This window comes from Yoonia sp. KMU-150, from assembly GCF_056858355.1.
Map to the genome: position 1 here is coordinate 2,256,549 of NZ_JBXEQF010000001.1, position 25,570 is coordinate 2,282,118.

A 25,570-nucleotide genomic window follows, 5' to 3' on the forward strand; every position below is an offset into this window, starting at 1 on the left:
CCGGGCGGTGCGACCCATGGCCATCAACGGCCCTTTTCGAAAATTTCGCGCAGTCGGGCCACTGTCGTCATCCGGGCCTCGTCGCCATCCGCATCAACGTTGTAGGCGTGCACGAAAGCATTGATGTTGCCCGCGACGCTGGGGCAGCTGAACACGACGTCGATCAGCCCCGGTTCAAGGTCCCAGGCAATGATCGTCCAGACGCCCACGTCGATTTCGTCGGCGACGCCGTGGCGCGTGGCATAGGTATTGAGAGTGCGCTGGATCGTGCCCATGCAGGCGTCACGGCTGTCGAAGGGGCCGAAATCCTCGATCGAGAATCCTTCGGCCGTCGCGGCAGCCCCCCACAGGGCCGCGCCGGAAAACAGCGCCGCGCGGATCATTCCGCAGCGATGGCGGATACATCCTGCCCGGACGCAGCCATGATCGCCTTGACGATGTTGTGATACCCGGTGCAGCGGCAGATATTACCTTCCAGATACTTGCGCACCTCGGCCTCGGACGGCTTGGGATTTTCCTTGAGCAGGGCCGCCGCCGTCATCACCATGCCCGGTGTGCAGAACCCGCATTGCAGCCCGTGATGGTCCTGAAACGCCTGCTGGATCACGTTCAGCGATCCGTCGGCGTTGGCCTGTCCTTCGATGGTGTCTACCGTGGCACCTTCGGCTTCCGCGGCGAACATGGTGCAGGATTTCACCGATGCGCCGTCCACATGCACCACGCAGGCGCCGCACTGGCTGGTGTCGCAGCCCACATGGGTGCCGGTCAGGCGCAGGTTGCCGCGCAGAAAGTCGACCAGCAGCGTGCGGCCCTCGACCTCACCGGTTACTTCCTTCCCGTTCACCGTCATCGTCACTTGCGGCATGTGATCCTCCCAGATTTGCGTCGCTGTCCGCCCGACTAAACCACGCAAGTCTGCATATGAGAACACATAAACGTCGCTGCACCTGCACGGTCGGCGGCGATCCGGGCTACCCGTCCGGGTTGCGCAGGGCACGGGGGCGCGGCCGGGTGGGAATTTCCTTGAGCAGCCCGCCGACACCCATTTCGGCGATATCCGCCGAAGTCACAGGGATAGCGCAGATCACCCGCTCCAGCACCCAATCCGCCCCGTTGAGTGCGGGGGACCGCGCGCAACCGGGCAGGCCGATCACGGGTCTGCCGTCCAGCGCGCCCAGAAACAACAGATTGCCGGGGTCGACCGGCATTCCGAAGCGCGTGACCGTGCCGCCCGCCCGCCGCAGCGCCGCCGGTGCGACGTCATGCGCATCCGATGTCGCAGACGCGGTCAGGATCAGCACCAGATCGGTCGCCGCCGCGGTCATGGCACGGGCCAGCGCGGTCTCGTCGTGCGGCACGACCACACGCTCCGACAGCGCGACCCCCAGTCGTGACAGCCTCTCTTGCGTCGCCCTCCGCCCTTTGTCGCGTGGCTCCAGCCCCAGCGCCGCCCCACCGTCCGTTTCGATCAGCGTCGCCGTACGGATCGCCGGGCGGGACAGCGTCAGCGCCCCCTGCCCGGCCTGCGATGCCGCCACGACAGCGGATTCCGGCACACCGTAGGAAATGATCTTCACGGTCGCCGCCATATCGCCCGCAGCGACCCGGTGCAGCGGCGGCAACGTCGCCACCGTCACCATCGGATCGACGCTGTTGACCGCGTGGATCATGGCGGCGCCGAATTGCACAAGCCCCGGTGCCGTCGCGTAGATGTTGACCCGTCCGGTCGCGGCCCGCGTCAGGCGAAAACCATCCTCCGACGGCGCGACGAGGGCCTGCGCCAGCATCGTCGCCGCCGCGTCCTCGCCCATATCATCAGGGCCCAGCCGCGCGATCACGACGTCCTGCCAGCCATCCGCGGCCATCCGGTCCAGATCGACCTGGTCCAGCACCTTGCCCTTGCGCAGCCGACCGCCGCGCAGGCTGGCGCTGTGGGCGAGGATACCGCCCAGCGCCTCTTCCAGTGGCACGGCCCCGAACTTCATGCCCGGCGCAGCACGTCTGTGACCTGCGCCATGATGCTGACCGCGATTTCGGCGGGGTTTTTCGCGCCGATGTCGAGGCCCACGGGCGCGTGGATGCGGCTCAGGTCACCGCCCAGCCGGGCGACACGCTTGGCATGGGTGCGGGTGGACCCGAGGCAGCCGATATAGAACGCGGAACTGTCCAGAGCCGCGCGGATTGCCGGATCGTCCAGTTTCGGATCGTGGGTCAAGGTGACCACGGCCGTGCGAGCATCGGGGGCAAGTGCGACCATCGCCTCGTCCGGCCAGTCCTCGACGATCCTTTCGCCCGGAAACCGGCTCTCGGACCCGAAGGCCCCGCGCGGATCGATCAGCACCGGGTCATAGCCACAGGCCCGCGCCATCGGCAGCAGATGCTGCGCGATGTGCACGGCTCCCACCACGATCATCCGCAGGGGTGGGTTGTAGATGCGAACGAAGGTGCGCCCGTCCTCAGCCACGCCCGACCTGTCGGAGCGGAACCTGTCAGGATGGTCCGTCTGCCCCTCAAGCCGCCTGTCGGCCCCCTCAAAGTCCACGACATAGGCCACCGGGTCCTTCGCCTGCCGTCGCGCGACCAGATCGCGCAGCAGGTCCACAGGCAGCGCGTCGCCGACCGGCTCCACCAGCACCCGGATGCGCCCGCCGCAGGCCAGTCCCACGGCAAAGGCCTCGTCATCGCTCACGCCGTAGTCCAGCAACCGGGCCTTGCCGTCGCCCAGCGCCTCCTGCGCCTCGACGATCACCGCGCCCTCGACACAGCCGCCGGAGACGGAACCTTCCATCGCGCCGTCCGCGTCGATCACCAGATGGCTTCCGGTGGGCCGCGGGGCGGAGCCCCAGGTCTCCACCACGGTCGCCAGCGCCACGCGGCGGCCCGCGTCGTTCCAGTCAAGCGCCAGTGCAAGCGGGTCAGTCATCGGCGGGTACAATCCTCGTCTGGAAACAGTTGTTGCGGGCAGAGCGTATATCGACATAGGCGATCCCATCGCGCGACAACAGGTCCGCCGCGTAATCCGCGATATCCCCCGACAGCGTGATCCGCCCGGTGCCATAGACGATCCGGTCATCCGCACCATAAGCCTTTACCAGAAAGTCCGGCGAAGTTTGCAAAACCGGCGGCAATCCACGGCCCGCGTAGGGTGTGCAGGCCTCGGCGCACAGAAAGATCGGCCCGGTTTCGGCATAGGGTTGCGGCGCGGGGAACGGCCGCGCGCCGCAAATGAGCATCTCCGCGCCTGCGGGAATGTAGTGCAGGCAGGACCGGCAGGGATTACCGTCGCCGTCCGACACGGCGTGTTCGGCTGGCTGGCCATAGGCATCCGGCCCGCCCGCGCGCAGGGCATCGACGGTCGCTTGATCGTAGGGCAGATAGGTCAGTGTCATGGCACAGTTCCTTTATGTTGCCCCGGCAGTTTACCAGCCAGCGACCAGCCCAGACGATCCGTTTCCTGCGCCTTCGTCCCGTCCAGCAACGCCATGAAGCGCGCTTTCTGCCCGCCATCATCGCCGCCCGACAGCGCCTGCGCCAGCCCTTCCAGCGACGCGATATTGTGGCCCGCGCGAAAGTTCGTCACGTGCGGCAGCATCTGCGCCACGCCGCGCGCCTTCGGCACAAAGCCGTCCCAGCGCAGCAGCGGATTGAGCCAGATCACCTGCCGCGCCGACAGCGCCAGCTTGCGCATCACCGCCCCCAGATCGGCATCCGCATCGCGGTCCAGCCCGTCGGTGACCAGCAGCACCACGGCCCCGGGCCCCATCACGCGCCGCGCCCAGTCGCGATTGAACCGGTCCAGACAGGCCGCAATCCGCGTGCCGCCCTCCCAGTCCTGCGCCTCTGCCCCCGCGGCGGCCAGGGCCGCGTCCACGTCGCGCTGGCGCAGGTGGCGGGTGATATTGGTCAGCCGGGTGCCGAAGGTGAAGGCATGCACCGCACCCCAGCCCTGCTCCTGCCGGTTGGCGACACTATGCACGAAGTGCAGCACCGCGCGGGAATACTGCGACATGGACCCCGAAATATCGCACAGCACGATCAGGTTGGGCGGGTTTGGCCGCCTGCGCCGGGTCACAAGTGCGGTGATCTCGCCGCCGTGGCGCATCGCGCGGCGCATGGTACCGCGCCAGTCGGGCAGCGGACCGTGCAGGTTTTGCGTGCGTCGTCCCGGCAAGGGCTTTACCGGCAGGCGCAGTTTGGCCAGCATCGCTTTGGCCTGCGCCATCTCCGCAACGCTCATCTGTTCGAAATCCAGCGTCTTCAGCCGCTCCTCCGTACTGGCGGTCCGGCTCGCGTCGATGTCGATTTCAACCTCATCGCCGCCGCCCTCCGGTTCGGGAAGCTCATGGTCCTTGCCGTCCAGCAACGCTTGCGCCGCGCGGCGTTCGGCGGGGGCGGCAAGCCGTTCTTCGTGCATCCCGCGCACCATCGGCGTCAAAAACCCCATCATATGTTCCATGAACTGCGGGTCGCGCCAGTAAAGGCGGAAGATCTGCGCAAAGATCACCCGGTCCTCGGGCCGGGACACGAAACAGGCATGCAGCGTCCAGTAGAAATCGGCGCGTTTGGTGAATCCCGCCGCCTGCACCGCCGCGATCGCGTCGATCACCCGTCCCGGCCCGATGGAAAGCCCAGCGCGGCGCAGGGCGCGGGCGAAATGGGTGATGTTGCCCGCCAGCCTGGGATCGTCCGGCAGATCGAGGGCCGGATGTTTCAGCACCCTGTGCTGATTGGGGGTTTCACACCCCCAAACCCCCGTGAGGTATTTTTGACCAAAAGAAGCATCACCCCGGCACGCTGCTGCGGGCGTCGTCCAGAATGCGCTTCGCCTCTAACCCCTGCAATTTCTGAATGTCGTCCTGATATTTCAGCACGGCCCCCAGGGTATCGCTGATCACCTCCGGCGACAGGTCGATCACGTCGAGCGCCAGCAGGCATTTCGCCCAGTCGATGGTTTCGGCCACGCCGGGTGTCTTGAACAGGTCCTCGCCGCGTAGGCGCTGAACGAAGGCAACGACCTCCTGACTGAGCGCGGCAGAGGCTTCAGGCGCGCGCGCCTGCAGGATCGCCATCTCACGGTCGAAATCGGGATAGTCGACCCAGTGATAGAGGCACCGGCGTTTCAGCGCGTCATGCACCTCGCGCGTGCGGTTCGATGTCAGGATCACGATGGGCGGCTCTGGCGCCTTGATGGTGCCCAGTTCCGGGATGGTGACCTGAAAATCGCTCAGCGCTTCCAGCAGGAACGCCTCGAACGGGGCATCGGTGCGGTCGATCTCGTCGATCAGTAGCACGGGCGCACCGCCCGGTTGCGGGCGCATCGCCTCCAGCAAGGGCCGCGCGATCAGGTAATCCTCGGTGAAGAGTTCCGATTTCAGCGTGTCGCGGTCGGCCCCGCCTGCCGCCTCTGCCGCGCGGATCGCGATCATCTGCTCGGCGAAGTTCCATTCATAGACGGCGCTGGACGCATCCAGCCCCTCGTAGCACTGCAACCGGATCAACCTGCGACCCAATGCGGCCGCGATGGCCTTTGCGATCTCCGTCTTGCCGGTCCCCGCCTCGCCTTCCAGAAACAGCGGGCGGCCCAGCTTCAGCGCCAGAAAGGCGACCGTGGCCAGCGGCCTGCCGCAGACATAGTCCTGTGCGGCCAGTGCCGCCTGCACGCTGTCGATGTCGTTCCAACCCATACCGGCCATAGCTGCACCCCCTGCGCCCAAGGTCAAGGGCCGCCGCCCCGCCCCATTGCCGTCAGCCGGGCAAAGCCCTAGTTTGGACGCGACCCGAGATGACAGGAGCCGGTTCGATGAAAGACGCCGTTCACACCGCAGGGCATGGCCCCGACCTCGGCCCGTTCGACTGGGCCGATGCTTTCCGGCTGGAAGACCAACTGACCGAGGACGAGCGGATGCTGCGCGACGCGGCGCAGGAATTCGCGCAGGACGTGTTGCAGCCCAAGGTCACGCAGGCCTACCGCGAGGCCACGACCGATGCGGGCATCTTCAAGCAAATGGGCGATGCGGGTCTGCTGGGCCTGACGATCCCCGAGGAATACGGCGGCCTCGGCGCGTCCTACGTGACCTACGGCCTTGTCGCGCGCGAGATCGAGCGTGTGGACAGCGGCTACCGGTCGATGATGTCGGTGCAGTCGTCGCTGGTGATGTATCCGATCCACGCCTACGGGTCCGAAGAGCAGAAACGCAAATACCTGCCCGGTCTGGCGGCGGGCGATCTGATCGGCTGTTTCGGCCTGACCGAACCCGATGCCGGGTCCGACCCCGCAGGTATGAAAACGACGGCGAAAAAGACCGAAAAAGGCTATGTGCTGAACGGATCGAAGATGTGGATTTCCAACGCGCCCATCGCAGACGTCTTCGTCGTCTGGGCGAAGTCCGACGCGCATGACGGCAAAATCCGCGGCTTCGTGCTGGACAAGGACACCCCCGGTCTGACCGCCCCCAGGATCGGCGGTAAACTGTCGCTGCGCGCCTCCATCACCGGCGAGATCGTGATGAAGGACGTCGAAATCGGCGAGGATGCGCTGCTGCCCGACGTGCAGGGCCTCAAGGGGCCGTTCGGCTGCCTGAACCGGGCGCGCTATGGCATTTCATGGGGTGTGATGGGGGCCGCGGAGTTCTGCTGGCACGCGGCACGGCAATACGGGCTGGATCGCAAGCAGTTCGGCAAACCGCTGGCGCAGACGCAGCTGTTCCAGCTGAAACTCGCCAACATGCAGACCGAAATCACGCTGGGCCTGCAGGGCGCGCTGCGTCTGGGCCGCCTGATGGACGAAGGCCACGCCGCACCCGAAATGATCAGCATGATGAAACGCAACAACTGCGGCAAGGCGCTGGAGATCGCGCGCCACGCCCGCGACATGCACGGCGGCAACGGCATATCGGAGGAGTTCCAAGTCATGCGCCATATGGTGAACCTGGAAACGGTCAATACCTACGAAGGCACGCATGACGTGCATGCGCTCATCCTGGGTCGCGCGCAGACAGGTCTGCAGGCGTTTTTTTGACCCCAAAACCGCAATACGGGCAATTTGATTGCCCAATTCTGCCGCATTGGATCGGTATAAGCTGACGCAAAGGGCAAGATTGACGAGTAAGGGCATTGAGATGAAAGACACGCGGATCGCATTCGAAGCGGGCCTGAAAGGGCTGGATCACGACGCCTGGGTCGAGCAACTCGACACGGTCGTGGACGAGCTTGGCTATTTCGAACCGCTGGGCGATGCCCACTCCGCCGCCTTCATTGACGCGGGCCCCAAACTGCTCGTCACCTTCGAGGATGCCGAAACGATCCGCAAACACTACCCCGACGCCGAACCGCGCGGCTTTGCCTATGTGCGCGAAGATGGCTGGTCGCATCTTGCGATCATCTCGCACAGCGAAAGCTGGTTCCGCGACCCGGCTGTCTATCGCTATTTCGACCGGCTGATCGACGACGGGTTTTTCGAGGATTTCGACCGCGTGTTGTTTCACGGGGCCAATGCTGCGGGCTATGCCGCTGCCGCCTACAGCGTCGCCGCCCCCGGCTGCACGGTGCTTGCGATCCGCCCGCAGGCCACGCTGGACCCGCAGATCACCGGGTTCGACCCGCGCCATACCGACCAGCGCAAGCATGATTTCTCAAGCCGCTACGGCTATGCCCCCGACATGATCGACGCGACGGACCGGGCATTCATCGCCTTCGACCCGCTGTTGCAGATGGATGCGGTGCACGCCGCCCTTTTCACCCGCAAGAACATGACGCCGTTGCGCTGCGTTTGCATGGGCGACCGGCTGGAATTCAGCCTGGACGAGATGGGTATCCACGACGACATGATCCGCACCGCGATGGACGGCACGCTTTCCACGGAAAGTTTCGCCAGGCTGATCCGCGCGCGCCGCGGCCACGTGCGCTATCGCCGGGGGCTGTTCGCACAGATGATCCGCCGCGACCATCCGGTGCTGGCGGCCAATGTGGCGGCCTACGTGCTGCGCGAGGGTCCGGACGGGTTCTTCAGCAAGAAACTGGAAGAACTGGTCGCCAAGGGTCACGCCCCCACGATCCCCCTCAATACCGAAGCGGCGGAGTAGTCACTTCGCCATCCGGTCGAGACTTGCCGGCACGTTGGGCGGAATTGATCCGTCGTCGACAGCACTCGACAGCAGGAACGCCGACCCGATGGCGGGCAGATAGGCATATTCCAGACCGAACCCGCCGCCCTCGCCCGGCCATTCGTAACGCACCTGCGCGATCAGCGCCTCGTAGGTGCAGCCCGAAATGTCATAGGTGGTCTTGTCGGCGATCTTCACGCTGTAGATCTCGTCGCGCGTGCCACCGTCGGCCCAGATGTTGACGGTCGGGCCACGCCAGTCGACGCCGATCGCAGGTGGCGGCGGAAAGCTGTCGGCCGTGCTGAAATCGATGACCAAACGCGAGTCTGGCTGCAGCACACCGTTCAGTACGTTGATCTCTTCGGTGAAATACAAACCATGCGGCCCGGTGAACCGTGTATCCATGTCGTCGTTGTTATAGGTTTCCGTCACCGCCACATCGCCCGTTCCCATGCGCTGCATATAGACCTGATTGCCGTCCTCGAAGGTGACGACGAGGCCGCGCCCCAGATCGCGGGCGTCGAAGCATTCGGCGGCAGCCAGTGGCGCTGCCAGGCAGGCGGCGGCGAAAACGGGGGCAAAAAATGTGTTGTTCATGAAAATCTCCTGTCGCTCGCTTCAATGTTCCAAAAAATCGCCAATCTGCCAAGGCCGCGTATTCCTGACCTTGCCGCAATCGGATAGCTTTGGCTGGTCAGCGGCCATGGTTTCGCTTTAAGAGGCGTTTATGACAGACAAACAGACGACCACCTTGACGATCCGGCGCCCCGACGACTGGCATCTGCATCTCCGCGACGGTGCCATGCTGCGGGCCGTGCTGACGGAAACGGCCCGGCATTTCGCCCGCGCGATCGTCATGCCCAACCTTGTGCCGCCTGTCGTGACCGCGGCCGATGCCAGCGCCTACCGCACGCGGATCATGGCCGCACTGCCGGCCGATATGGCGTTCACACCGCTGATGACGCTTTATCTGACCGAGGATACCGACCCCGACGATGTGCAGGCCGCCCATGAGAACGGGATCGCCACGGCGGTGAAACTCTACCCCGCCGGGGCCACCACCAACTCTGCCTCCGGTGTGCGCGACTTCGACAAGGTGCGCCCGGTGCTGGACCGCATGGCCGATATCGGCATGCCGCTTTGCATCCACGGCGAGGTCACCCACAGCAGCGTCGACATCTTCGACCGCGAGGCGGTGTTCATCGACAAGGTGCTGAAACCGATCCGCAAGAAAAACCCCGATCTGCGCATCGTGATGGAACACGTCACAACCGAGGACGCGGTGGATTACGTGCGCGACCAGCCGAAAAACCTGGCCGCAACGATCACGACGCATCACCTGATCATCAACCGCAACCATATCCTGGCCGGTGGCATCCGCCCGCATTATTACTGCCTGCCCGTCGCCAAGCGCGAACAGCACCGTGTGTCCCTTGTGCAGGCCGCGATCTCGGGCGACAAACGGTTCTTCCTGGGCACCGATTCCGCGCCCCACACCGACCCTCTGAAATTGCAGGCCTGCGGCTGCGCCGGTGTCTTTTCCGCCACCAACACGCTGTCCTGCCTGGCAGAGGTGTTCGAGGCCGCGGACGCGCTGCCCAAGCTGGAGGCGTTCACCTCGCTGAACGGCCCGCGCTTTTACGGGCTGGAGCCGAACGCCGGGACGATAACCCTGACCAAGGGCGATCCTGTCGACTACCCCGGCCACATCCCCACCGGCGACGGCCCCGTGACCGTGTTCGATCCGGGATTTCCGTTGCACTGGCGTGTCTCGAATTGAATGAAGAACGTCGCGCATATCACTGACACAGAAAGAAAAAGATGATCCCGACCAGCTTTCCCACCAAAGACGAAATGGCCCGCCTGACCGCCGGGATGCTGATCGAAATCGGCGCGATTGATTTCAATGCGCAAACGCCGTTCACGCACGCCTCGGGCAAGCAGGCGCCTACGTACGTCGATTGCCGCAAGCTGATCTCCTTTCCCCGCATCCGCGCCACGCTGATGGATTTCCTGTCCGTCACCATCATGCGCGAAGCGGGGTTCGAGGCCTTCGACAACATTGCGGGCGGCGAGACGGCGGGCATTCCATTCGCGGCGCTGGTGGCCGACAGGCTGGCCCTGCCGATGACCTATGTGCGCAAGAAACCAAAGGGTTATGGCCGCAACGCCCGGATCGAGGGCGTGATGACCGAAGGCCAGCGGGTGCTGCTGGTCGAGGATCTGACCACCGACGGCGGTAGCAAACTGTCCTTCGTCGATGCGATCCGCGATACCGGGGCCACCTGCAACGCCACCGCGGTGATCTTCTACTACGGCATCTTCGACGGCGTGGAGAAGACGCTGGCGGATCACGGCGTGCAACTGCTCCACCTGTGCACGTGGTGGGATGTCCTGGCAGAGGCCCGCGCGCGCAACGCCTACGACCCGGCCACGCTGGCAGAGGTCGAATCCTATCTGCGCGATCCCGCAGGCTGGTCGGCGGCGCGGGCGGGCTGAAAATCCTCCACAGGATGTGGATCAAATTTACATCATCTGCGCCCGACACCCCCGACAACTACCAGATGTTGGCAGGTTCGCGCATGATCTGCTAGTATCGGCAAAACCATCCACACCCACGCGGCACTTATCCAGATGGGCTGTCCGCGGGGCTGTGCGGTAAGACCCACGCGGGACAGAAAAAACAGGCGGGGACAGCGGGCCAATGAACGAGATCACAACATTCAACGCCACCGGCGTGGAGACCGCAGAGGCGGATACCATGCCGCACTCCATCGAGGCGGAACAGCAGCTTCTGGGTGCGATTCTGACCAACAACGATGTATTTGACCGCATCGCGTCGGTCATCGGGCCACAGCATTTCTACGATCCCGTACATGCCCGCATCTTCGAGGTCGCGGCCAACCGCATCGCCAAGAACGCGCTGGCCAGCCCGGTCACGCTCAAGGCGTTTCTGGAGGACGACGAGGGCCTGAAGGAACTGGGCGGTCCGGCCTATCTGGCGCGGCTTGCGGCGGCGGCGATTTCCGCCTTCGCGGCCAAGGATTACGCCCAGATGATCTATGACATGGCGACCCGGCGCGAGCTGATCACCGTGGGCCAGACCATCGCCGCCAAGGCCGCCAAGGTCGATGTCGCGTCAGAGCCGCGCGAGCAGATCGTCGAGGCCGAGCAGGAGCTTTACCGGCTTGCCGAACAGGGCACGGTGCAAAGCGGATTTCAGAGTTTTCTCAAGGCGGTAACGACCGCAGTTGATGCAGCCAACGCGGCCTATCAGCGCGACGGCGGGCTGTCGGGAGTCTCTACCGGTCTGATCGACATGGACAAGAAACTGGGCGGGCTGCACAAGTCCGACCTGCTGATCCTCGCCGGGCGTCCGTCGATGGGCAAGACCTCTCTGGCCACCAACATCGCCTACAACATCGCGCGTGCCTACCGCAAAGGCACCCTGCCCGACGGGACCGAAGGAGCGGTGAACGGCGGCGTCGTCGGGTTCTACTCGCTGGAGATGTCCGCCGATCAGCTTGCCTCGCGCATCCTGTCGGAAGCCTCCGAAGTGCCGTCGAACCAGATCCGCAGCGGCGACATGACGGAGGCCGAATTCCGCCGCTTCGTCGATGCCGCCAAGGAGTTGGAAGCCTGCCCGCTGTTCATCGACGACACGCCCGCCCTGCCCATCGCACAGCTTGCCGCGCGGGCCCGCCGGCTGAAACGGACGCATGGGCTGGACGTGTTGATCGTGGACTACCTGCAACTTGTGCGCGGCACCGGGCGGTCTGAAAACCGGGTGAACGAGATTTCCGAAATCACCATGGGCCTCAAGGCCATCGCCAAGGAACTGCAAATCCCCGTCGTCGCCCTGTCGCAGTTGTCACGTCAGGTCGAATCCCGCGAGGACAAGCGCCCGCAACTCAGCGATCTCCGCGAATCCGGCTCCATCGAGCAGGACGCCGACGTGGTGATGTTCGTCTACCGCGAAGAATACTACAAGGAACGCGAGAAGCCCGGCGATCACGAGATGGAAAAGATGGCCGCCTGGCAGGAAGAGATGGAACGTCTGCACGGCAAGGCCGAGGTCGTGATCGGCAAGCAGCGCCACGGCCCCATCGGCACGGTCGAACTGTCGTTCGAGGGTCGCTTCACACGCTTCGGCAATCTGGTGAAGCCGTGGCAAAGCGCGGGCGGTGGCGATCAGGAATTCTAAGGTGGCGCTGACCGGCGTGAACCACGTCACCCTGTGCGTGGCCGACTTCGACCGGTCGGTCGCGTTCTACCGCGATCAGCTGGGGGCGGCCCTGCGCCACCGCTGGGAGCGCGGGGCCTACCTTGAAATCGGCCCGCTCTGGCTGTGTCTGGAACACGCGGATCGCGTCGCCCCGCGCGCGGACGACACCCATATCGCCTTTTCCACCGATGATTTCGACGCGGACGCCGCGCGCATCACCGCACCCCGCTGGAAGGCCAACCGCAGTGAAGGCGCGTCGGTCTATTTTCTCGACCCCGACGATCACAAGCTGGAACTGCACGCGGGATCGCTTGCGTCCCGGCTGGCGCATATCGGCGAGCCTACGTCAGGCAGCTGAGTTTTCGGCGCGCTCCACGCGACAAAGCGTGATTTGCGCCTGCCGTCGCCCGCGCCTATCCTGTGCGCCGGACCATCAGGGAATCCCCGCATGACAGATCACGACCCGCAGACCGGCCGCTCCCAGACACAGGCATTGCGCCACGCGCGCGAGTTGGAGGGGCATCTGTCCTGGCTCGACGGGATCACCGGCACGGCACTTGGCGTGCTGGCGGTGGCGTCGGGCATCTATACCTACCTCGGTGTGTCCTCGCTGCTCGATGACACCGGCGCGCTCAGCTTCTTTGCGGCGATGGCCTATTCGGTGGCCGTGTCGGTCGCGATCTTCGTGTTCTGGTCCTACCTGATGCGGCTGTTGCCCGCCGTGCGCACCGCGGGTGCGCGGATCGGGCTGTTCCTGTCCATGTGCATGGGCAGCCTTGCGATCATCGCGATGTCGTCCTGGCTGAACGCCGCCGCACTGGCCGGGGCGGCGGCGGTCGAACAGCATCTGGCGACCACGGTGCAAGACTATCAGACCGCGCTGGAACGGGCGAATACCATCGCGGTGTCCGCACAGGGCCTGCAACGCGACGTGGCCCGCGTAAGGCAGGGGTTCGAGGATTTGAGTGCGCAGGAGGCCACCGGGAACTTGTCCGGGATCGCGGGCGAAGGAGCCGTGTTCCGCCTCTTGCAGCAGAAATCCGACGAACTCGCCGCCTTGGAAAACCAGATCGCCGGCCAGCAGCCCTTCGTCGATGCCGCCTTTGCCGAGGGCAACGCAATCCTGAGTCGGATGCGCGCATTGACGGTCGAGGCCGGGCCGGTCGAGCCGCGATCCGTCCTGTTCAGCGAAGAGGCGGTGCGTCTGGCCAATATCATCACGCAATTGCGGCAGTTGTCCGTTGCCCCGCTGGTGGTGCGGGCGGCGCAGGACCTGTCGGCCTCCGTCGTCACACCGCAACTCAACACCCGCAACGCCGAAACCCGCGATCAGCAGGCCGCAACGGTCGATTCGGTGCTGGTCGTGCTGGGCCAGCGGGCTGAAACCCTGCGCCTTGCGGCGACATCCGTCACCGAAATGGCCCCGGCGCCCGACACGATCTACACGCCGATCTCCACCGCCGACGCGGTGATCCGCTATGCGGGGAATTTCATTCCGTCCTGGGCCGGGGCCATCGCCATCGACCTGTTGCCGATGGTGCTGGTGCTGATCATCGCGGTGACGCAATCGGCGATCCGGGCCGGGCGTGACGGGTCCACGTCCGAGAACATGATGACGCTGGCCGACCTGCGCGCCGCCATGGTCGCCCTGCGCGAGATCGAGCAGAGCAACGGCCCTGCAAAGGCCCCGCCGCCGCCCACGAAGTTTACCCCGGTCGAAGCAAAGCAACCGGCGGAATGAGCGCGACGCTGCATCCCGTGGCCAAACCGCCCCGCGCCCCGTTCTGGACAGCATCGCGGATGCTCAAAGCGGTGCTGCTGGTGCAGTTCGGCTTTGCCGCGGTACTCTTCGGCGGCGATCTGGCGCGCGTGCTGCCGCAGATCGCCAGCCCGTCCAGCGCGCCCGCGCTGACCGAACCGCTGCGCCCCGGCGACCAGACCCGCCGCTATGATCCCTCCCGCGTGCCCACGCGAGAGGCGAACCCCGGCAGTCGTCCGCTGCCCAACACCGGCGACATGCCGTCGCGCCTGCTGTTCGAGGCGACACAGTGGGAAGGCCAGCGCGCGCTGGTCGTCACCGGGGCCATCGCGGGCGGTGACGCCGACCGCTTCACCGATTTCATCGCCACGCGCGAGGACCCGGAACTGGTGTTCCTCAACTCCCCCGGCGGGTCGGTCAGCGACGCGCTTGCCATCGGGCGGCAGTTGCGCGCCATCGGGGCCGCGACGGCGATGTCCGACAGCGACGTGTGCCTGTCCGCTTGCCCCTACATGCTGGCGGCAGGAACCACCCGCACCATCCCCGAAGGCGCATGGGTCGGCGTGCACCAGCATTTCTTCGACGAAAACGTGGCCCTGCCCGCCTTTCTGGCGGTCGAGGACATCCAGCGCGGACAGGCCCGTGTGATGGCCTATCTGAACGATATGGGCATCGACCCGCTGGTCATGCAGCACGCGCTGGCCACCCCGCCGGACGAGATCTATCTGCTCACGCAGGACGAACTCGTCACCTACGGTTTTCTGCCGGAGCCGCCGGAATAGACCGCTGCCCCCTTGACGGCGCGCGCGCCTGACAACAAGAGAGTGCGCATGAGCACCGGACATCTTTCCATCGACCTTGGCGCACTGGCCGACAACTGGCGCGCGCTGGACAAGAAGACCAATTGCGAGACCGCCGCCGTGGTCAAAGCCGATGGCTATGGCCTGGGGGCGGGCACCGTCGCCAAGGCCTTGGCCCGCGCGGGCGCGCGCAAGTTTTTCGTGGCCATGGCCGAGGAAGGCGCCGCCGTTCGGCAGGCGCTTGGCCCCAATGCCGAAATCAGCGTCTTTTCCGGTCACATGCGCGGCGACACCGACATGATCGGCGATCTGAACCTGACGCCCATGCTCAATTCCGTCGATCAGGTCACCCGCCATCTGGAAAGCCTGCCGGGCCACCCGTTCGGCATCCAGCTTGATACTGGCATGAACCGGCTTGGCATGGAGTGGGAGGAATGGGCCGCCATCGCGGAACTGGCGCTGGCCCAGCGCCCGACGCTGGTGATGAGCCATCTGGCCTGCGCCGACGAACCGGACCATCCGATGAACGCCTACCAGCTCGACGTCTTTCACCAGATGACGGACGGGATCACGACGCCACGGTCGCTGGCCGCGACGGGCGGGATCCTGCTGGGCAAGGAATACCACTTTGACCTTACGCGCCCCGGTGTCGGCCTCTACGGCGGTCTGCCCTTCGCGCAGGCGCGGCCCGTGGCCCGGCTCGACCTGCCGGTGATCCAGATACGCGATCTGGAACAGGGCGAGGTTGTGGGCTACGGCAACGCCTGGCAGGCCGAGCGCCCGACGAAAATCGCCACGGTCTCTGCCGGGTATGCCGACGGGCTGATCCGCGCGATGTCGGACCGGGCGCGGTTCTGGTATGACGACACGCCCTGCCGCCTTGTGGGCCGCGTATCGATGGACCTGATCACCGTCGACGTGACCGACCTGCCGGAAACCCCGCAGGCGCTCACCCTGCTGGGGCCGCAGCAAACCGTCGATGATCTGGCCCGCGCGGCGGGCACCATCGGGTATGAAATCCTCACTTCGTTGGGCGCGCGCTATTCGCGCCGGACCACCGGATAGGTGCGCCTGCTAGCTGCCATCGGGGCCGCCGTGCTGGCGCTGCTGGCCGCCGTGGGCCGTGTGACGATCTTTCTCAGCCAGACGTTCATGCACCTCATCCGCCCGCCGTTTTTTGGCGGTGAATTCGGCAAGGCGCTGTGGCAGATCGGTTTTCTGTCGCTGCCCGTCGTCGGATTGACCGCGCTGTTCACCGGCGGCGCATTGGCGCTGCAAATCTACGCCGGCGGCGCACGGTTCAGCGCAGAGGCTGTGGTGCCGCAGATCGTCGCCATCGGCATGGTGCGCGAACTGGGCCCGGTGCTGGTGGGGCTGATGATCGCGGCGCGCGTCACCTCCTCCATCGCCGCAGAGATTGCCACCATGAAAGTGACCGAACAGATCGACGCGCTGGTAACGCTGTCCACCCATCCAATGAAATACCTCACCGTGCCGCGCGTGTTGGCTGCGACGCTGGTGGTACCGCTGCTGGTCGCGGTGGGCGATACCATCGGGATCATGGGCGGCTATATCGTCGGCACGGAGCGGCTGGGCTTCAACCCGGCCAGCTATATCAAGAACACGGTCGATTTTCTGGAGGCGCGCGATTTGGCGTCATCGCTGGTCAAAGGCGCGGTCTTCGGCTTCATCGCCGCATTGATGGGCTGCTACTACGGCATGCGCTCGACCCGTGGGGCTGCGGGCGTCGGTGCCGCGACGAAAGGGGCCGTCGTCGCCGCCTCCGTCCTGATCCTCGCCACCAACTTCTTCCTGACAGAGGCGTTCTTTTCCGCATGATCACCCTGTCCGGCATCCACAAGACGTTTGAAAACAAACCGGTGCTGCGCGGAATTGATCTAGATGTCGCGCACGGTGAAAGCATGGTGGTGATCGGCGCGTCCGGCAGTGGCAAATCGGTGATGCTGAAATGTATCCTCGGGCTGCTGACGCCGGACGCGGGCACCATCACCATCGACGGCCAGCCCGCGACGCCCGCTAACCGCGATGCTTTCATGACGCGCTTCGGGATGCTGTTTCAGGGGGCGGCGTTGTTCGACAGTCTGCCAGTCTGGCAGAACGCGGCGTTTCGCTTATTGCGCACGTTGCCCAAGGCTGAGGCCCGTGCGCTGGCCATCGACAAGCTGGCCCGTGTCGGGCTTGAGGCCGATGTAGCCGACCGTCTGCCCGCCGAACTGTCCGGTGGCATGCAAAAGCGCGTGGGCCTCGCCCGCGCCATCGCCGCTGACCCGGACGTGATCTTTTTCGACGAACCCACGACCGGCCTCGATCCGATCCGCGCGCAGGCGATCAACACCCTGATCCGCACCGTGGTGACCGACCTTGGCGTCACCGCGATCACCATCACCCATGATATGTCTTCCGTGCACGCCATCGCCGATCGGGTCGCGCTGCTGCACGACGGCCGGGCACACTGGACCGGCACGCCAAAGGCACTGATGGCGGTCGACGACCCGGTCGTCGCGCGGTTCGTCGCACCCGTCGGCCCGCCGGAGACGCCACCGCGGTGATTCGTCCTTGACGCGCGCTTGCGTGGCCGACGCAGACGCGTTTTCGCGATATGTCCGCCCTCACACGCGGAAAAATATGCGAATGTGTTGTATCTGCACGGATTTTTCCGGGTATGCCGCTGCGAGCACCGTGATCAATACATGGTAGCACCCTGACCCCTGACCACACCCCATAGTGGTGACCATGCGCACAGCGCACTACCCGTCCCGCCGATTCCCGCGACACCGCCGAAACAATGACCGCGCCGCCCTCTCATTGTCCCGATTTGCATTTCACGGGGAACCAATCGGCGTTTTTCCGCTTGGGGAACTGTCGTAGTCTGCCGTAGCCTATGATTGACGTGAGCGCGACGGGGGAAACAGGCCTTGCGATTGACAGGACTCCAGAACTTCACGCGGCTGCTGCACGCGGTCGCGCTTTTCGTGGTCGCTGTGATCGCCATCTTCGCCATGAGCTATACCGCGTTGTCCGCACTCGGCTATGCGCCGTGGTTCAGCCTCAGCGCGACCTTCGGCGAATATACCTTCCCCGACGCGGGTTATTACCTGCAGCTTGTGATCACCGCATTGGTCGGATCGCTCCTGTTCTTCATCCCAGGAAGCCGCCGCGTGCTCGCGCTGGAACAGAGCCACCGCAACTTTCAGGTGCGGATGGAGGATGTCGCGCATGCCTATCACGTCGTGCATACCGCCGATCGCGCGGGTCTGTTCTCGCTCTCGTCCGAATTCGACGCGGTGCGCGAGCGTCTGTCCTATTTGCGTGACCACCCCGATCTGGAACGGCTGGAACCGGCGGTGATGGAGGTCGCCGCCCAGATGAGCCAGCAGGCCCGGCATCTGGCCGATGTCTATAACGACGACAAGGTCGCCCGCGCCAAGGATTTCCTGCGCCAGCGTCAGGAAGACGCCGAACGCCAGCAGGAACGCATCGTCGAGGCGCTGCACGCCTGCACCGAAATCCGCAAGTGGGCGCAGCAGGTAGAGCTTGAAGAAAGCATCGTCGCCTCGCAACTGGCCCAGCTCGATGAACAGTTGCAGGCCGCGCTGCCGGCCCTTGGCTACAGCCTGGAGCATGAGCCCGAAGAGATCGTCGAGGAAATGAATGACGACGATCTGGACGACGACATCTCCGAGGCAGAGACCGTGGCCGACGCGTCGCCACCGCCAAAGGACGACAATATCGTCAAGCTGCCCAAGAAACCGGCCGCCGAATAAGGCTTGAGGTTGCACCGTCCGCCACCCATGTGAGGGTGACCGCCACTCGGGGGCCTGACATGCCGACGTTTCTGCGCTTCTTCAATCTGACGTTGCTGGTGCTGTTTCCGCTGGCATGGTTCGCGCCGTTGATGCGCGCAGGGCTGCTGCCGCTTTTCGGATTGTCGGAAATCAGCGTGATCTCCGGCCTGCAAAGCCTGTGGGACAGTGACGTGGCCCTTGCGCTGCTGGTCACCGTCTTCGCGCTCTTCGCGCCCTATCTGAAAACCATCGGCCTGGCGCTGGTGCATTTCGACCTGCTCAAGGAATCGACGCTCCCGGTGCTGGCCTATCTGGGCAAGCTGGCCATGGCCGATGTGTTCCTGATCGCCCTCTATGTCGTTGTGGTGAAAGGTGTCGGCGTCGGCACCGTGGAAATCGCTTGGGGCCTATGGCTGTTCACGGCATGTATTCTGGCCTCCCTCTTCATTTCTGCGATGACCATGAGGTTACACAATCAATCGTTGCCAAACCCCTAAAACTGGCACAAAAGGGGAACATGGCGAAAGACCTCAACTTCAAATGCAGTGAATGCGGCGCGGCCCACGGCAAGTGGTCGGGCAAATGCGACGCCTGCGGCGCGTGGAACTCCATCGTAGAAGAGGTGCCGCTGGCCGCAGGTCCGTCCAAGAAATCGCTGGGTGGCAAACGCGGCAAATCCATCGCGCTTACCGATCTGGCCACCCAGACAGAGGCCCCGCCACGGACGCTCTCGGGCGTGGCCGAACTCGACCGTGTGCTGGGCGGCGGTCTGGTGGAAGCCTCTGCCCTGCTGGTCGGCGGCGATCCGGGCATCGGCAAATCCACCCTGCTGTTGCAGGCCGCCGCCCGGTTCGCCCGCAACGGGTTGAAGGTGATCTATGTCTCGGGCGAGGAATCGGCGGCTCAGGTCCAGATGCGCGCGCGCCGTCTTGGGCTGGAAAAATCCCCTGTGATGTTGGCCGCCGAAACCAACCTGCGCGACATCCTGACGACGCTGGAAAACGAAAAGCCCGATCTGGCGATCATCGACTCCATTCAGACGATGTGGGCCGATAACGTCGACAGCGCACCCGGTTCGGTCAGTCAGGTCCGCTCCTCCGCGCATGAGCTGACGAATTTCGCCAAGAAACGGAACATGGCCGTCGTCATGGTTGGCCATGTCACCAAGGAAGGCGCCATCGCCGGCCCCCGCGTCGTCGAACACATGGTCGATACCGTGCTCTATTTCGAGGGCGAGCGCGGCCATCAGTTCCGTATCCTGCGCGCTGTGAAAAACCGCTTTGGCCCGGCGGACGAAATCGGCGTGTTCGAGATGACGGGCAAGGGTCTGGCGGAGGTCAAGAACCCTTCTGCCCTGTTCCTGTCGGATCGCGGCACGCCCGCACCCGGATCGGTGGTGTTCGCGGGGATCGAAGGGTCGCGCCCGATGCTGTGCGAAATCCAGGCGCTCGTCGCCCCCTCGCCCCACAGCCAGCCGCGCCGGTCCGTCGTGGGCTGGGACGGCGGCCGGCTGGCGATGATCCTCGCGGTGCTGGAATCGCGCTGCGGCGTGCCGTTCACGGGGCTCGATGTCTACCTCAACGTCGCGGGCGGGCTGCGGATTTCCGAACCCGCCGCCGATCTGGCCGTGGCGGCGGCGCTCGTTTCGGCCCGCGAAGATGCAGCCTTGCCACAGGAAGCGGTGGTTTTCGGGGAAATCAGCCTATCGGGGGCGCTGCGCCCGGTGGTGCAGACCGAAAATAGATTGAAAGAGGCGCAAAAACTTGGTTTTACCTCCGCAATCACGCCGCAGATGAACAAGAAGGTGGCCGTGGACGGGATAGACCAGCGCCAGACCACCGATCTGGCCGGTTTCGTGGAAGAGATTTTCGGGCCGCGCAGCTGATCCTGCCGGTGCGGCAGGAGTAAGACGAACATGGACTTTACCATCATCGACGGCGTCGTCGCCATCATCATCGTGCTGTCGGCCCTACTGGCCTACAGCCGCGGCCTCGTGCGCGAGGCGATGGCGATCGCGGGCTGGATCGGAGCCACGATTCTGGCGTTCATCTTTGCCGATCAGGTGCAGCCGCTGGTCCGCCAGATCCCCGTGCTGGGCGATTTCATCGGTGACAGCTGCGAATTGTCGATCATCGCGGCCTTCGCCGCCGTCTTCGCCGTGGCACTCGTCGTCGTGTCGATCTTCACGCCGCTCTTTTCCAGCCTCGTGCAACGCTCCGCACTCGGCGGTCTGGATCAGGGCCTGGGCTTCCTGTTCGGCGTGTTCCGGGGCATCCTGCTCGTCGCGGTGGCGTTCTTCGTCTACCAGACCGTGCTGTCGTCCCAGCAGATCGAAATGGTGGAAAACAGCCGCTCGGCCGCCGTGTTCAAGCAGTTCACCGGCCAGATCGAGGACCGTGATCCCGAGGCGGCACTGGGCTGGATCACCACGCAATACGAACAGCTTGTCGGTGAATGCGGCGCGGCCACTCAGTAACAGTCAACGGAAAGTTTGCGCATGTCCGAGACGACGATCATCGGCTGCGCCTGCGGCCAGACCCGGTTTGAGCTGACCGGCGCACCGATTGCCAGCGTGGAATGCTGTTGCACCTCCTGTCGTGCCGGTGCGGCGCGGATCGCCACGTTCGGCGACACACCCGCCATCATGACGGACCACCAGACCGTGCCCTACGTGATGTATCGCAAGGACCGTGTGTCGTTTCTGTCCGGCACGGAACACCTCGCCGAATTCCGCCTGTCACCCACAGCCAAGACCCGCCGGGTCGTCGCGACCTGCTGCAATACGCCGGCCTTTCTGGAATTCTCGCACGGGCACTGGCTCAGCATCTTCGCGACTCTCTGGCCCGACGGCACCCACCCGCCCGCGCAGATGCGCACCATGGCGGTGAACCACCCCGACCGCAGCGCACTGCCGACGGATATCCCGAACGCGAACCGGCAGAGTTTCGGCTTCTTCCGCCGCCTGCTCACGGCATGGATCGCGATGGGGTTCCGGGTGCCGCAAATTCCGGCCACCCGATCGCTGGACGACGTGTCCGGCGGCTGACCCGGATCAGATGCAACAGCGCGGCGCGCTTTTGGCGAACGGCCCCGCATCCTGTCGTGACAGTCCCGACCGAACCCGATACATGACCCCCAAGGACACATCGGAATCGCTCGGAGCTGCCACTCTTGACCCATGCCATGCCCCCCGCCCATCCCTTCGACGACGATAAACTGCGCGAGGAATGCGGCGTGTTCGGCGTCGTCGGCGTCGCGGACGCGGCAAATTTCGTGGCCCTCGGCCTACATGCGCTGCAGCATCGCGGGCAAGAGGCGGGCGGCATCGTCACGCATCACCCTGACACCGGTTTCAACCAGCAGCGCCGTATGGGGCTGGTCCGTGACAACTTCACCAACGCCGCGATGATGGAGGCACTGCCCGGCGGCATCGGGATCGGCCATGTGCGTTATTCCACCGCTGGATCGAAGGCGCATACCGCGATGCGCGACGTGCAACCGTTTTTCGGCGAATTCGCCATGGGCGGTGCGGCCATCGCCCACAACGGCAATATCACAAACGCCATGTCGCTGCGCCGCGAATTGATCGAGCGCGGCTCGATCTTCCAAAGCTCCAGCGATTCCGAGTGCATCATTCACCTCATGGCGCGCTCCATGGGCCGCACCATCCCCGACCGGATGGAAGAGGCGCTGCGCAAGGTCGAGGGCGCGTTTTCCGTCGTCGCCATGACCCGCACGAAACTGATCGGCTGCCGCGACCCGCTGGGCGTGCGCCCGCTGGTGCTGGGACAGGTCGGCGACGGCTGGGTACTGGCGTCAGAGACCTGCGCGCTCGACATCATCGGCGCGGAATTCGTCCGCGAGATCAAGGCGGGCGAGATGGTCGTCATCACCGCCAAGGGCGTGGAAAGTCATTTCCCCTTCCGCCCCGCGAAATCGCGCTTCTGCATCTTCGAGCACGTCTATTTCAGCCGCCCCGACAGCCAGCTGGGCGGCCGGTCGGTGTACGAGACGCGCGAAAACATCGGCCGCGAATTGGCCAAGGAAGCCCCGGTCGAAGCCGATCTGGTCTGCCCCGTCCCGGACAGCGGCACCCCCGCCGCCATCGGCTATGCACTGGAATCCGGCATCCCCTACGCCATGGGGATCATCCGCAACCAGTATATGGGTCGCACCTTCATCGAACCCACGGAATCGATCCGCAATATGGGTGTGCGGCTGAAGCTGAATGTGAACCGCGCGCTCATTCGCGGCAAGCGGGTGATCCTTGTCGACGACAGCGTCGTGCGCGGCACCACCAGCCGCAAGATCAAGGACATGATCCTCGATGCCGGTGCCGCAGAGGTGCATTTCCGCATCGCGTCCCCGCCCACTGCATGGCCCTGTTTTTACGGCGTCGACACGCCGCAGCGCGAAAAACTGCTGGCCGCGACCATGTCGGAGGACGAGATGCGCGAACATCTGGGCGTCGACAGTCTCAAGTTCATCTCGCTCGACGGGCTTTACCGCGCCGTGGGCGAAGCACGGGGCCGCGATTCGGCCAATCCGGCCTATTGCGACGCCTGTTTTTCAGGTGAGTATCCTGTCGCCCCCTCCGACATGATCGAACAGGGCTTCCGCGCAAAGGAAGCGGCGGAATAGCGCCGGCTTTCCAATGCCGATGCGCGCCTTTCTGCACATGCCCCTGCGTCAATACTGACCCACACTTTACGATGCTGCGGCGCGGCATCAGACGATGCCTTCCACATAAATGCGAAGGTAATCATGACCACGCCCGTGACCCAAGACGACGATACGATGTCTTTCGAGATCGCCGGTCCGACCCCGCCCAATGTCGCCGAAACCGCGCAGATCGCCGATGCACTGCCACTCGACCGGCTGACGCTGATCGGCATCTTTGGCAAGCCTGACGGCAACACCGCCCTGCTGCGGCAGGACAGCGGTGCGATTGTCAGCGTTGCGCCGGGCGACGAAACGCTCGGCATGACCATCGCCGCCATCGGCGACGACGCCGTGCATCTGGTCGATGCCGCCGGTACCGCCCATGTCCTGCAGATCGCGTCGGGCTGACGACCCTGCGGAACCGCCCAAAGCCCTGCGCGTTGACCCTGAATTTCAACGCGCAAGGATCACACCATGGAAGACGTCGAAGCCAACCCCGGCCTGATTTTCGACAAGCTGGATGCCTGGCTTGACGGCCTGTTCAAACTGCTCCCCAACATCGCTGTCGCACTTGTCGTGCTGCTGGTGTTCTGGTTCGTCGCAAAGGGTGTTTCCGCCCTAATCCGCCGCGCCGCTCGCAAACGCGACCGCCCGTCTCTGGCGGATGTCGGCGGCAGCCTCGTGCGCTGGACCATCACCATCATCGGCGTGATGCTGGCAGTTACCATCGTGGCCCCGACCCTGACACCCGGTGACCTGATCGCGGGCCTTGGCGTCAGCTCCGTCGCCATCGGTTTCGCGTTCAAGGACATCCTGCAGAACATGCTCGCCGGTATCCTGATCCTGCTGCGCCAGCCGTTCGAGGTGGGCGACCAGATCGTCTCCGGCGGGCACGAAGGCACGGTGGAGCGGATCGAGACACGCGCCACCCTGATCAAGACATACGACGGCCGCCGCGTGGTTATCCCGAACGCCGACATCTACACCGACAGCGTGATCGTGAATACGGCCTACGATGTGCGCCGATCGCAATACGACATCGGCGTCGGCTGCAATGACGACTGGGAAAAGGCCCGCACCCTGATGATCAAGGCCGCCAAGGGCGTCGAAGGCGTGCTGGACGACCCCGCGCCCGAAACCATCCCCATCGAACTGGGCGATTTCGCCAACGTCATCCGCCTGCGCTGGTGGACGAAATCCGACCGCGCCAGCCAGATCCATACCTTCGGCGAGGTGTTGCAGGCCGTCTATATCGCGCTCGACGAGGACGGCATCGACATGCCCTACCCGACGCAGGTGCACCTGTTCCACGACCAGACCGACGAACACGACGGCGACCGCGCCAAGCAGCGCGAGGGCTGGCCCAGCACCGGCGACGACCCCAAGCCACGGCGTATGGCCGACGCACTGCGCGAACGGGCGGAGGAGAAGCGCGCCAGGCAAGACGCCTCTTGACCTGACGCGACCAAGGGTGCGATGCGCTGATAATGACACAGACAGACAGCAAAATCGCACTGGTCACCGGCGCATCGCGCGGCCTCGGCGCGGCACTGGCAGAGTCCCTTGCCGCCACGCACCACATCGTCGCCGTGGGCCGCACCACCGGCGCATTGGAAGAGCTGGACGACCGCATCCAGAAAGCGGGTGGCCAGACCACGCTGGCCCCGATGGACATCACCACCGAGGCCGCGATGCAGCAGCTGTGCCGCTCGATCTTCGACCGCTGGGGAAAGCTGGATCTCTGGGTGCACTGCGCCGTGCACGCGGCCCCGCTGGCCCCCGCCGGACATATCGCGCCCAAGGATTTGCAAAAGTCGGTGGACGTGAACGTCAGCGCAACCGCGCGCCTGATCGGGTATCTCACGCCACTGCTCGGCACCGATGGCAAGGCCGTGCTCTTCGACGATCCGCGCGGTGGAGAGCCTTTCTTCGGCGCCTACGGTGCCACCAAATCCGCGCAGACAGCACTTGCCAAAAGCTGGCAGGAGGAGACCGCCAAGACCGGTCCGCGCGTCGCCATTTTGCGCCCCAATCCGATGCCCACCGCCACCCGCGCGCGGTTCTTCCCCGGTGAAGACCGCACCGTCTTAGCCACGCCACAGGACGAGGCACAGCGCCTTTTGCCGCAGATCACCGGCTGACGGCCGCACCGGGGTAGAGTCCCGCGCGCAACAGCCGGCAATTCCCGCCCCGCATCGCTTGCCGCCCTTGCCACG

General features: G+C 64.8%; 28 protein-coding genes. 20 read left to right on the plus strand and 8 right to left on the minus strand.

Translation table 11 applies throughout. The features are described from left to right. Positions 1 to 23: 23 nt before the first annotated feature. The 7 genes from AC04PH_RS11310 to AC04PH_RS11340 all read right to left on the minus strand — a co-directional run bounded on the left by AC04PH_RS11310 (position 24) and on the right by AC04PH_RS11340 (position 5,693). Positions 24 to 383: a hypothetical protein gene (locus tag AC04PH_RS11310; RefSeq protein WP_483065838.1), complete on the minus strand. Its 360-nt coding sequence runs from the start codon at positions 381 to 383 to the stop codon at positions 24 to 26. Then, entirely contained in the window at positions 380 to 865 is a 486-nt protein-coding gene (locus AC04PH_RS11315) for a (2Fe-2S)-binding protein (RefSeq protein WP_483065839.1), read from the minus strand. Before AC04PH_RS11315 ends, AC04PH_RS11310 begins: the two co-directional genes overlap by 4 nt. Positions 866 to 971: 106 nt before the next feature. Then, complete coding sequence (locus AC04PH_RS11320) at positions 972 to 1,985, minus strand: molybdopterin-binding protein (protein ID WP_483065840.1); 1,014 nt, start codon at positions 1,983 to 1,985, stop codon at positions 972 to 974. Next, positions 1,982 to 2,923, minus strand: a complete 942-nt coding sequence (locus tag AC04PH_RS11325; protein ID WP_483065841.1) for an XdhC family protein — start codon at positions 2,921 to 2,923, stop codon at positions 1,982 to 1,984. The genes AC04PH_RS11320 and AC04PH_RS11325 overlap by 4 nt, the downstream gene beginning before the upstream one ends. Then, positions 2,916 to 3,389: a DUF1203 domain-containing protein gene (locus AC04PH_RS11330; RefSeq protein WP_483065842.1), complete on the minus strand. Its 474-nt coding sequence runs from the start codon at positions 3,387 to 3,389 to the stop codon at positions 2,916 to 2,918. The genes AC04PH_RS11325 and AC04PH_RS11330 overlap by 8 nt, the downstream gene beginning before the upstream one ends. Then, entirely contained in the window at positions 3,386 to 4,717 is a 1,332-nt protein-coding gene (locus AC04PH_RS11335) for a vWA domain-containing protein (RefSeq protein WP_483065843.1), read from the minus strand. The genes AC04PH_RS11330 and AC04PH_RS11335 overlap by 4 nt, the downstream gene beginning before the upstream one ends. A 64-nt stretch (positions 4,718 to 4,781) precedes the next feature. Beyond that, entirely contained in the window at positions 4,782 to 5,693 is a 912-nt protein-coding gene (locus AC04PH_RS11340; protein ID WP_483065844.1) for an AAA family ATPase, read from the minus strand. A 107-nt stretch (positions 5,694 to 5,800) separates the two neighbouring features. On the opposite strand from AC04PH_RS11340, the gene AC04PH_RS11345 reads away from it, so the two are divergent. Both AC04PH_RS11345 and AC04PH_RS11350 read left to right on the plus strand, forming a co-directional pair. Continuing rightward, on the plus strand, positions 5,801 to 7,018 hold the full coding sequence (locus AC04PH_RS11345) for an acyl-CoA dehydrogenase (RefSeq protein ID WP_483065845.1): 1,218 nt from the start codon (positions 5,801 to 5,803) through the stop codon (positions 7,016 to 7,018). A gap of 100 nt (positions 7,019 to 7,118) precedes the next feature. Continuing rightward, on the plus strand, positions 7,119 to 8,081 hold the full coding sequence (locus AC04PH_RS11350; RefSeq protein ID WP_483065846.1) for a hypothetical protein: 963 nt from the start codon (positions 7,119 to 7,121) through the stop codon (positions 8,079 to 8,081). Here AC04PH_RS11350 and AC04PH_RS11355 read toward each other — a convergent pair whose 3' ends face one another. Beyond that, the gene (locus AC04PH_RS11355; RefSeq protein ID WP_483065847.1) at positions 8,082 to 8,699 is read right to left on the minus strand and encodes a hypothetical protein; all 618 of its coding nucleotides are present in this window, start codon (positions 8,697 to 8,699) and stop codon (positions 8,082 to 8,084) included. A gap of 130 nt (positions 8,700 to 8,829) precedes the next feature. On the opposite strand from AC04PH_RS11355, the gene pyrC reads away from it, so the two are divergent. The 18 genes from pyrC (at position 8,830) to AC04PH_RS11445 (ending at position 25,495) form a co-directional block, all read left to right on the plus strand. Continuing rightward, positions 8,830 to 9,882 (plus strand): dihydroorotase, encoded by a 1,053-nt coding sequence (gene pyrC, locus AC04PH_RS11360; RefSeq protein ID WP_483065848.1) that lies wholly within the window; start codon positions 8,830 to 8,832, stop codon positions 9,880 to 9,882. Positions 9,883 to 9,923: 41 nt separating this feature from the next. Next, entirely contained in the window at positions 9,924 to 10,601 is a 678-nt protein-coding gene (locus AC04PH_RS11365; protein WP_483065849.1) for an orotate phosphoribosyltransferase, read from the plus strand. Positions 10,602 to 10,806: 205 nt separating this feature from the next. After that, a complete protein-coding gene (locus AC04PH_RS11370; RefSeq protein WP_483065850.1) occupies positions 10,807 to 12,306 on the plus strand; it encodes a replicative DNA helicase in 1,500 nt (499 codons plus the stop codon). 1 nt (position 12,307) lies between these two features. Further along, positions 12,308 to 12,685: a VOC family protein gene (locus AC04PH_RS11375; protein ID WP_483065851.1), complete on the plus strand. Its 378-nt coding sequence runs from the start codon at positions 12,308 to 12,310 to the stop codon at positions 12,683 to 12,685. Between the two features lie 90 nt (positions 12,686 to 12,775). Further along, a complete protein-coding gene (locus tag AC04PH_RS11380; RefSeq protein WP_483065852.1) occupies positions 12,776 to 14,068 on the plus strand; it encodes a hypothetical protein in 1,293 nt (430 codons plus the stop codon). Next, a complete protein-coding gene (locus AC04PH_RS11385; RefSeq protein ID WP_483065853.1) occupies positions 14,065 to 14,868 on the plus strand; it encodes a COG3904 family protein in 804 nt (267 codons plus the stop codon). Before AC04PH_RS11380 ends, AC04PH_RS11385 begins: the two co-directional genes overlap by 4 nt. 48 nt (positions 14,869 to 14,916) lie before the next feature. Then, positions 14,917 to 15,951, plus strand: a complete 1,035-nt coding sequence (alr, locus tag AC04PH_RS11390; RefSeq protein WP_483065854.1) for an alanine racemase — start codon at positions 14,917 to 14,919, stop codon at positions 15,949 to 15,951. Next, complete coding sequence (locus tag AC04PH_RS11395; protein ID WP_483065855.1) at positions 15,952 to 16,725, plus strand: MlaE family ABC transporter permease; 774 nt, start codon at positions 15,952 to 15,954, stop codon at positions 16,723 to 16,725. It begins immediately after the preceding gene. Beyond that, a complete protein-coding gene (locus AC04PH_RS11400) occupies positions 16,722 to 17,456 on the plus strand; it encodes an ABC transporter ATP-binding protein (RefSeq protein ID WP_483065856.1) in 735 nt (244 codons plus the stop codon). Before AC04PH_RS11395 ends, AC04PH_RS11400 begins: the two co-directional genes overlap by 4 nt. A 372-nt stretch (positions 17,457 to 17,828) precedes the next feature. Beyond that, entirely contained in the window at positions 17,829 to 18,671 is an 843-nt protein-coding gene (locus AC04PH_RS11405; RefSeq protein ID WP_483065857.1) for a DNA repair protein, read from the plus strand. A gap of 59 nt (positions 18,672 to 18,730) precedes the next feature. Beyond that, positions 18,731 to 19,189, plus strand: coding sequence for a paraquat-inducible protein A (locus AC04PH_RS11410; protein WP_483065858.1), 459 nt, complete (start codon positions 18,731 to 18,733; stop codon positions 19,187 to 19,189). A 20-nt stretch (positions 19,190 to 19,209) separates the two neighbouring features. Beyond that, positions 19,210 to 20,577: a DNA repair protein RadA gene (gene radA, locus AC04PH_RS11415; RefSeq protein ID WP_483065859.1), complete on the plus strand. Its 1,368-nt coding sequence runs from the start codon at positions 19,210 to 19,212 to the stop codon at positions 20,575 to 20,577. 30 nt (positions 20,578 to 20,607) lie between these two features. Then, the gene (locus AC04PH_RS11420) at positions 20,608 to 21,168 is read left to right on the plus strand and encodes a CvpA family protein (protein WP_483065860.1); all 561 of its coding nucleotides are present in this window, start codon (positions 20,608 to 20,610) and stop codon (positions 21,166 to 21,168) included. A 21-nt stretch (positions 21,169 to 21,189) separates the two neighbouring features. Further along, positions 21,190 to 21,738, plus strand: a complete 549-nt coding sequence (locus AC04PH_RS11425) for a GFA family protein (protein ID WP_483065861.1) — start codon at positions 21,190 to 21,192, stop codon at positions 21,736 to 21,738. A 137-nt stretch (positions 21,739 to 21,875) separates the two neighbouring features. After that, complete coding sequence (gene purF / locus AC04PH_RS11430) at positions 21,876 to 23,333, plus strand: amidophosphoribosyltransferase (RefSeq protein WP_483065862.1); 1,458 nt, start codon at positions 21,876 to 21,878, stop codon at positions 23,331 to 23,333. A 123-nt stretch (positions 23,334 to 23,456) separates the two neighbouring features. Beyond that, the gene (locus AC04PH_RS11435; protein WP_483065863.1) at positions 23,457 to 23,762 is read left to right on the plus strand and encodes a hypothetical protein; all 306 of its coding nucleotides are present in this window, start codon (positions 23,457 to 23,459) and stop codon (positions 23,760 to 23,762) included. A 66-nt stretch (positions 23,763 to 23,828) separates the two neighbouring features. Further along, positions 23,829 to 24,809, plus strand: a complete 981-nt coding sequence (locus tag AC04PH_RS11440) for a mechanosensitive ion channel family protein (RefSeq protein ID WP_483065864.1) — start codon at positions 23,829 to 23,831, stop codon at positions 24,807 to 24,809. A 32-nt stretch (positions 24,810 to 24,841) separates the two neighbouring features. After that, positions 24,842 to 25,495 (plus strand): SDR family NAD(P)-dependent oxidoreductase, encoded by a 654-nt coding sequence (locus AC04PH_RS11445; protein WP_483065865.1) that lies wholly within the window; start codon positions 24,842 to 24,844, stop codon positions 25,493 to 25,495. Positions 25,496 to 25,570: the final 75 nt, after the last annotated feature.

Excerpts from the sequence above, each read along its gene's own strand:
- AC04PH_RS11310 (WP_483065838.1), bottom strand. The coding sequence starts at position 383 with ATGATCCGCGCGGCGCTGTTTTCCGGCGCGGCCCTGTGGGGGGCTGCC.
- AC04PH_RS11315 (WP_483065839.1), bottom strand. The coding sequence starts at position 865 with ATGCCGCAAGTGACGATGACGGTGAACGGGAAGGAAGTAACCGGTGAG.
- AC04PH_RS11320 (WP_483065840.1), bottom strand. The coding sequence starts at position 1,985 with ATGAAGTTCGGGGCCGTGCCACTGGAAGAGGCGCTGGGCGGTATCCTC.
- AC04PH_RS11325 (WP_483065841.1), bottom strand. The coding sequence starts at position 2,923 with ATGACTGACCCGCTTGCACTGGCGCTTGACTGGAACGACGCGGGCCGC.
- AC04PH_RS11330 (WP_483065842.1), bottom strand. The coding sequence starts at position 3,389 with ATGACACTGACCTATCTGCCCTACGATCAAGCGACCGTCGATGCCCTG.
- AC04PH_RS11340 (WP_483065844.1), bottom strand. The coding sequence starts at position 5,693 with ATGGCCGGTATGGGTTGGAACGACATCGACAGCGTGCAGGCGGCACTG.
- AC04PH_RS11345 (WP_483065845.1), top strand. The coding sequence starts at position 5,801 with ATGAAAGACGCCGTTCACACCGCAGGGCATGGCCCCGACCTCGGCCCG.
- AC04PH_RS11350 (WP_483065846.1), top strand. The coding sequence starts at position 7,119 with ATGAAAGACACGCGGATCGCATTCGAAGCGGGCCTGAAAGGGCTGGAT.
- AC04PH_RS11355 (WP_483065847.1), bottom strand. The coding sequence starts at position 8,699 with ATGAACAACACATTTTTTGCCCCCGTTTTCGCCGCCGCCTGCCTGGCA.
- pyrC (WP_483065848.1), top strand. The coding sequence starts at position 8,830 with ATGACAGACAAACAGACGACCACCTTGACGATCCGGCGCCCCGACGAC.
- AC04PH_RS11365 (WP_483065849.1), top strand. The coding sequence starts at position 9,924 with ATGATCCCGACCAGCTTTCCCACCAAAGACGAAATGGCCCGCCTGACC.
- AC04PH_RS11370 (WP_483065850.1), top strand. The coding sequence starts at position 10,807 with ATGAACGAGATCACAACATTCAACGCCACCGGCGTGGAGACCGCAGAG.
- AC04PH_RS11380 (WP_483065852.1), top strand. The coding sequence starts at position 12,776 with ATGACAGATCACGACCCGCAGACCGGCCGCTCCCAGACACAGGCATTG.
- AC04PH_RS11385 (WP_483065853.1), top strand. The coding sequence starts at position 14,065 with ATGAGCGCGACGCTGCATCCCGTGGCCAAACCGCCCCGCGCCCCGTTC.
- alr (WP_483065854.1), top strand. The coding sequence starts at position 14,917 with ATGAGCACCGGACATCTTTCCATCGACCTTGGCGCACTGGCCGACAAC.
- AC04PH_RS11400 (WP_483065856.1), top strand. The coding sequence starts at position 16,722 with ATGATCACCCTGTCCGGCATCCACAAGACGTTTGAAAACAAACCGGTG.
- AC04PH_RS11410 (WP_483065858.1), top strand. The coding sequence starts at position 18,731 with ATGCCGACGTTTCTGCGCTTCTTCAATCTGACGTTGCTGGTGCTGTTT.
- radA (WP_483065859.1), top strand. The coding sequence starts at position 19,210 with ATGGCGAAAGACCTCAACTTCAAATGCAGTGAATGCGGCGCGGCCCAC.
- AC04PH_RS11420 (WP_483065860.1), top strand. The coding sequence starts at position 20,608 with ATGGACTTTACCATCATCGACGGCGTCGTCGCCATCATCATCGTGCTG.
- AC04PH_RS11425 (WP_483065861.1), top strand. The coding sequence starts at position 21,190 with ATGTCCGAGACGACGATCATCGGCTGCGCCTGCGGCCAGACCCGGTTT.
- purF (WP_483065862.1), top strand. The coding sequence starts at position 21,876 with ATGCCCCCCGCCCATCCCTTCGACGACGATAAACTGCGCGAGGAATGC.
- AC04PH_RS11435 (WP_483065863.1), top strand. The coding sequence starts at position 23,457 with ATGACCACGCCCGTGACCCAAGACGACGATACGATGTCTTTCGAGATC.
- AC04PH_RS11440 (WP_483065864.1), top strand. The coding sequence starts at position 23,829 with ATGGAAGACGTCGAAGCCAACCCCGGCCTGATTTTCGACAAGCTGGAT.
- AC04PH_RS11445 (WP_483065865.1), top strand. The coding sequence starts at position 24,842 with ATGACACAGACAGACAGCAAAATCGCACTGGTCACCGGCGCATCGCGC.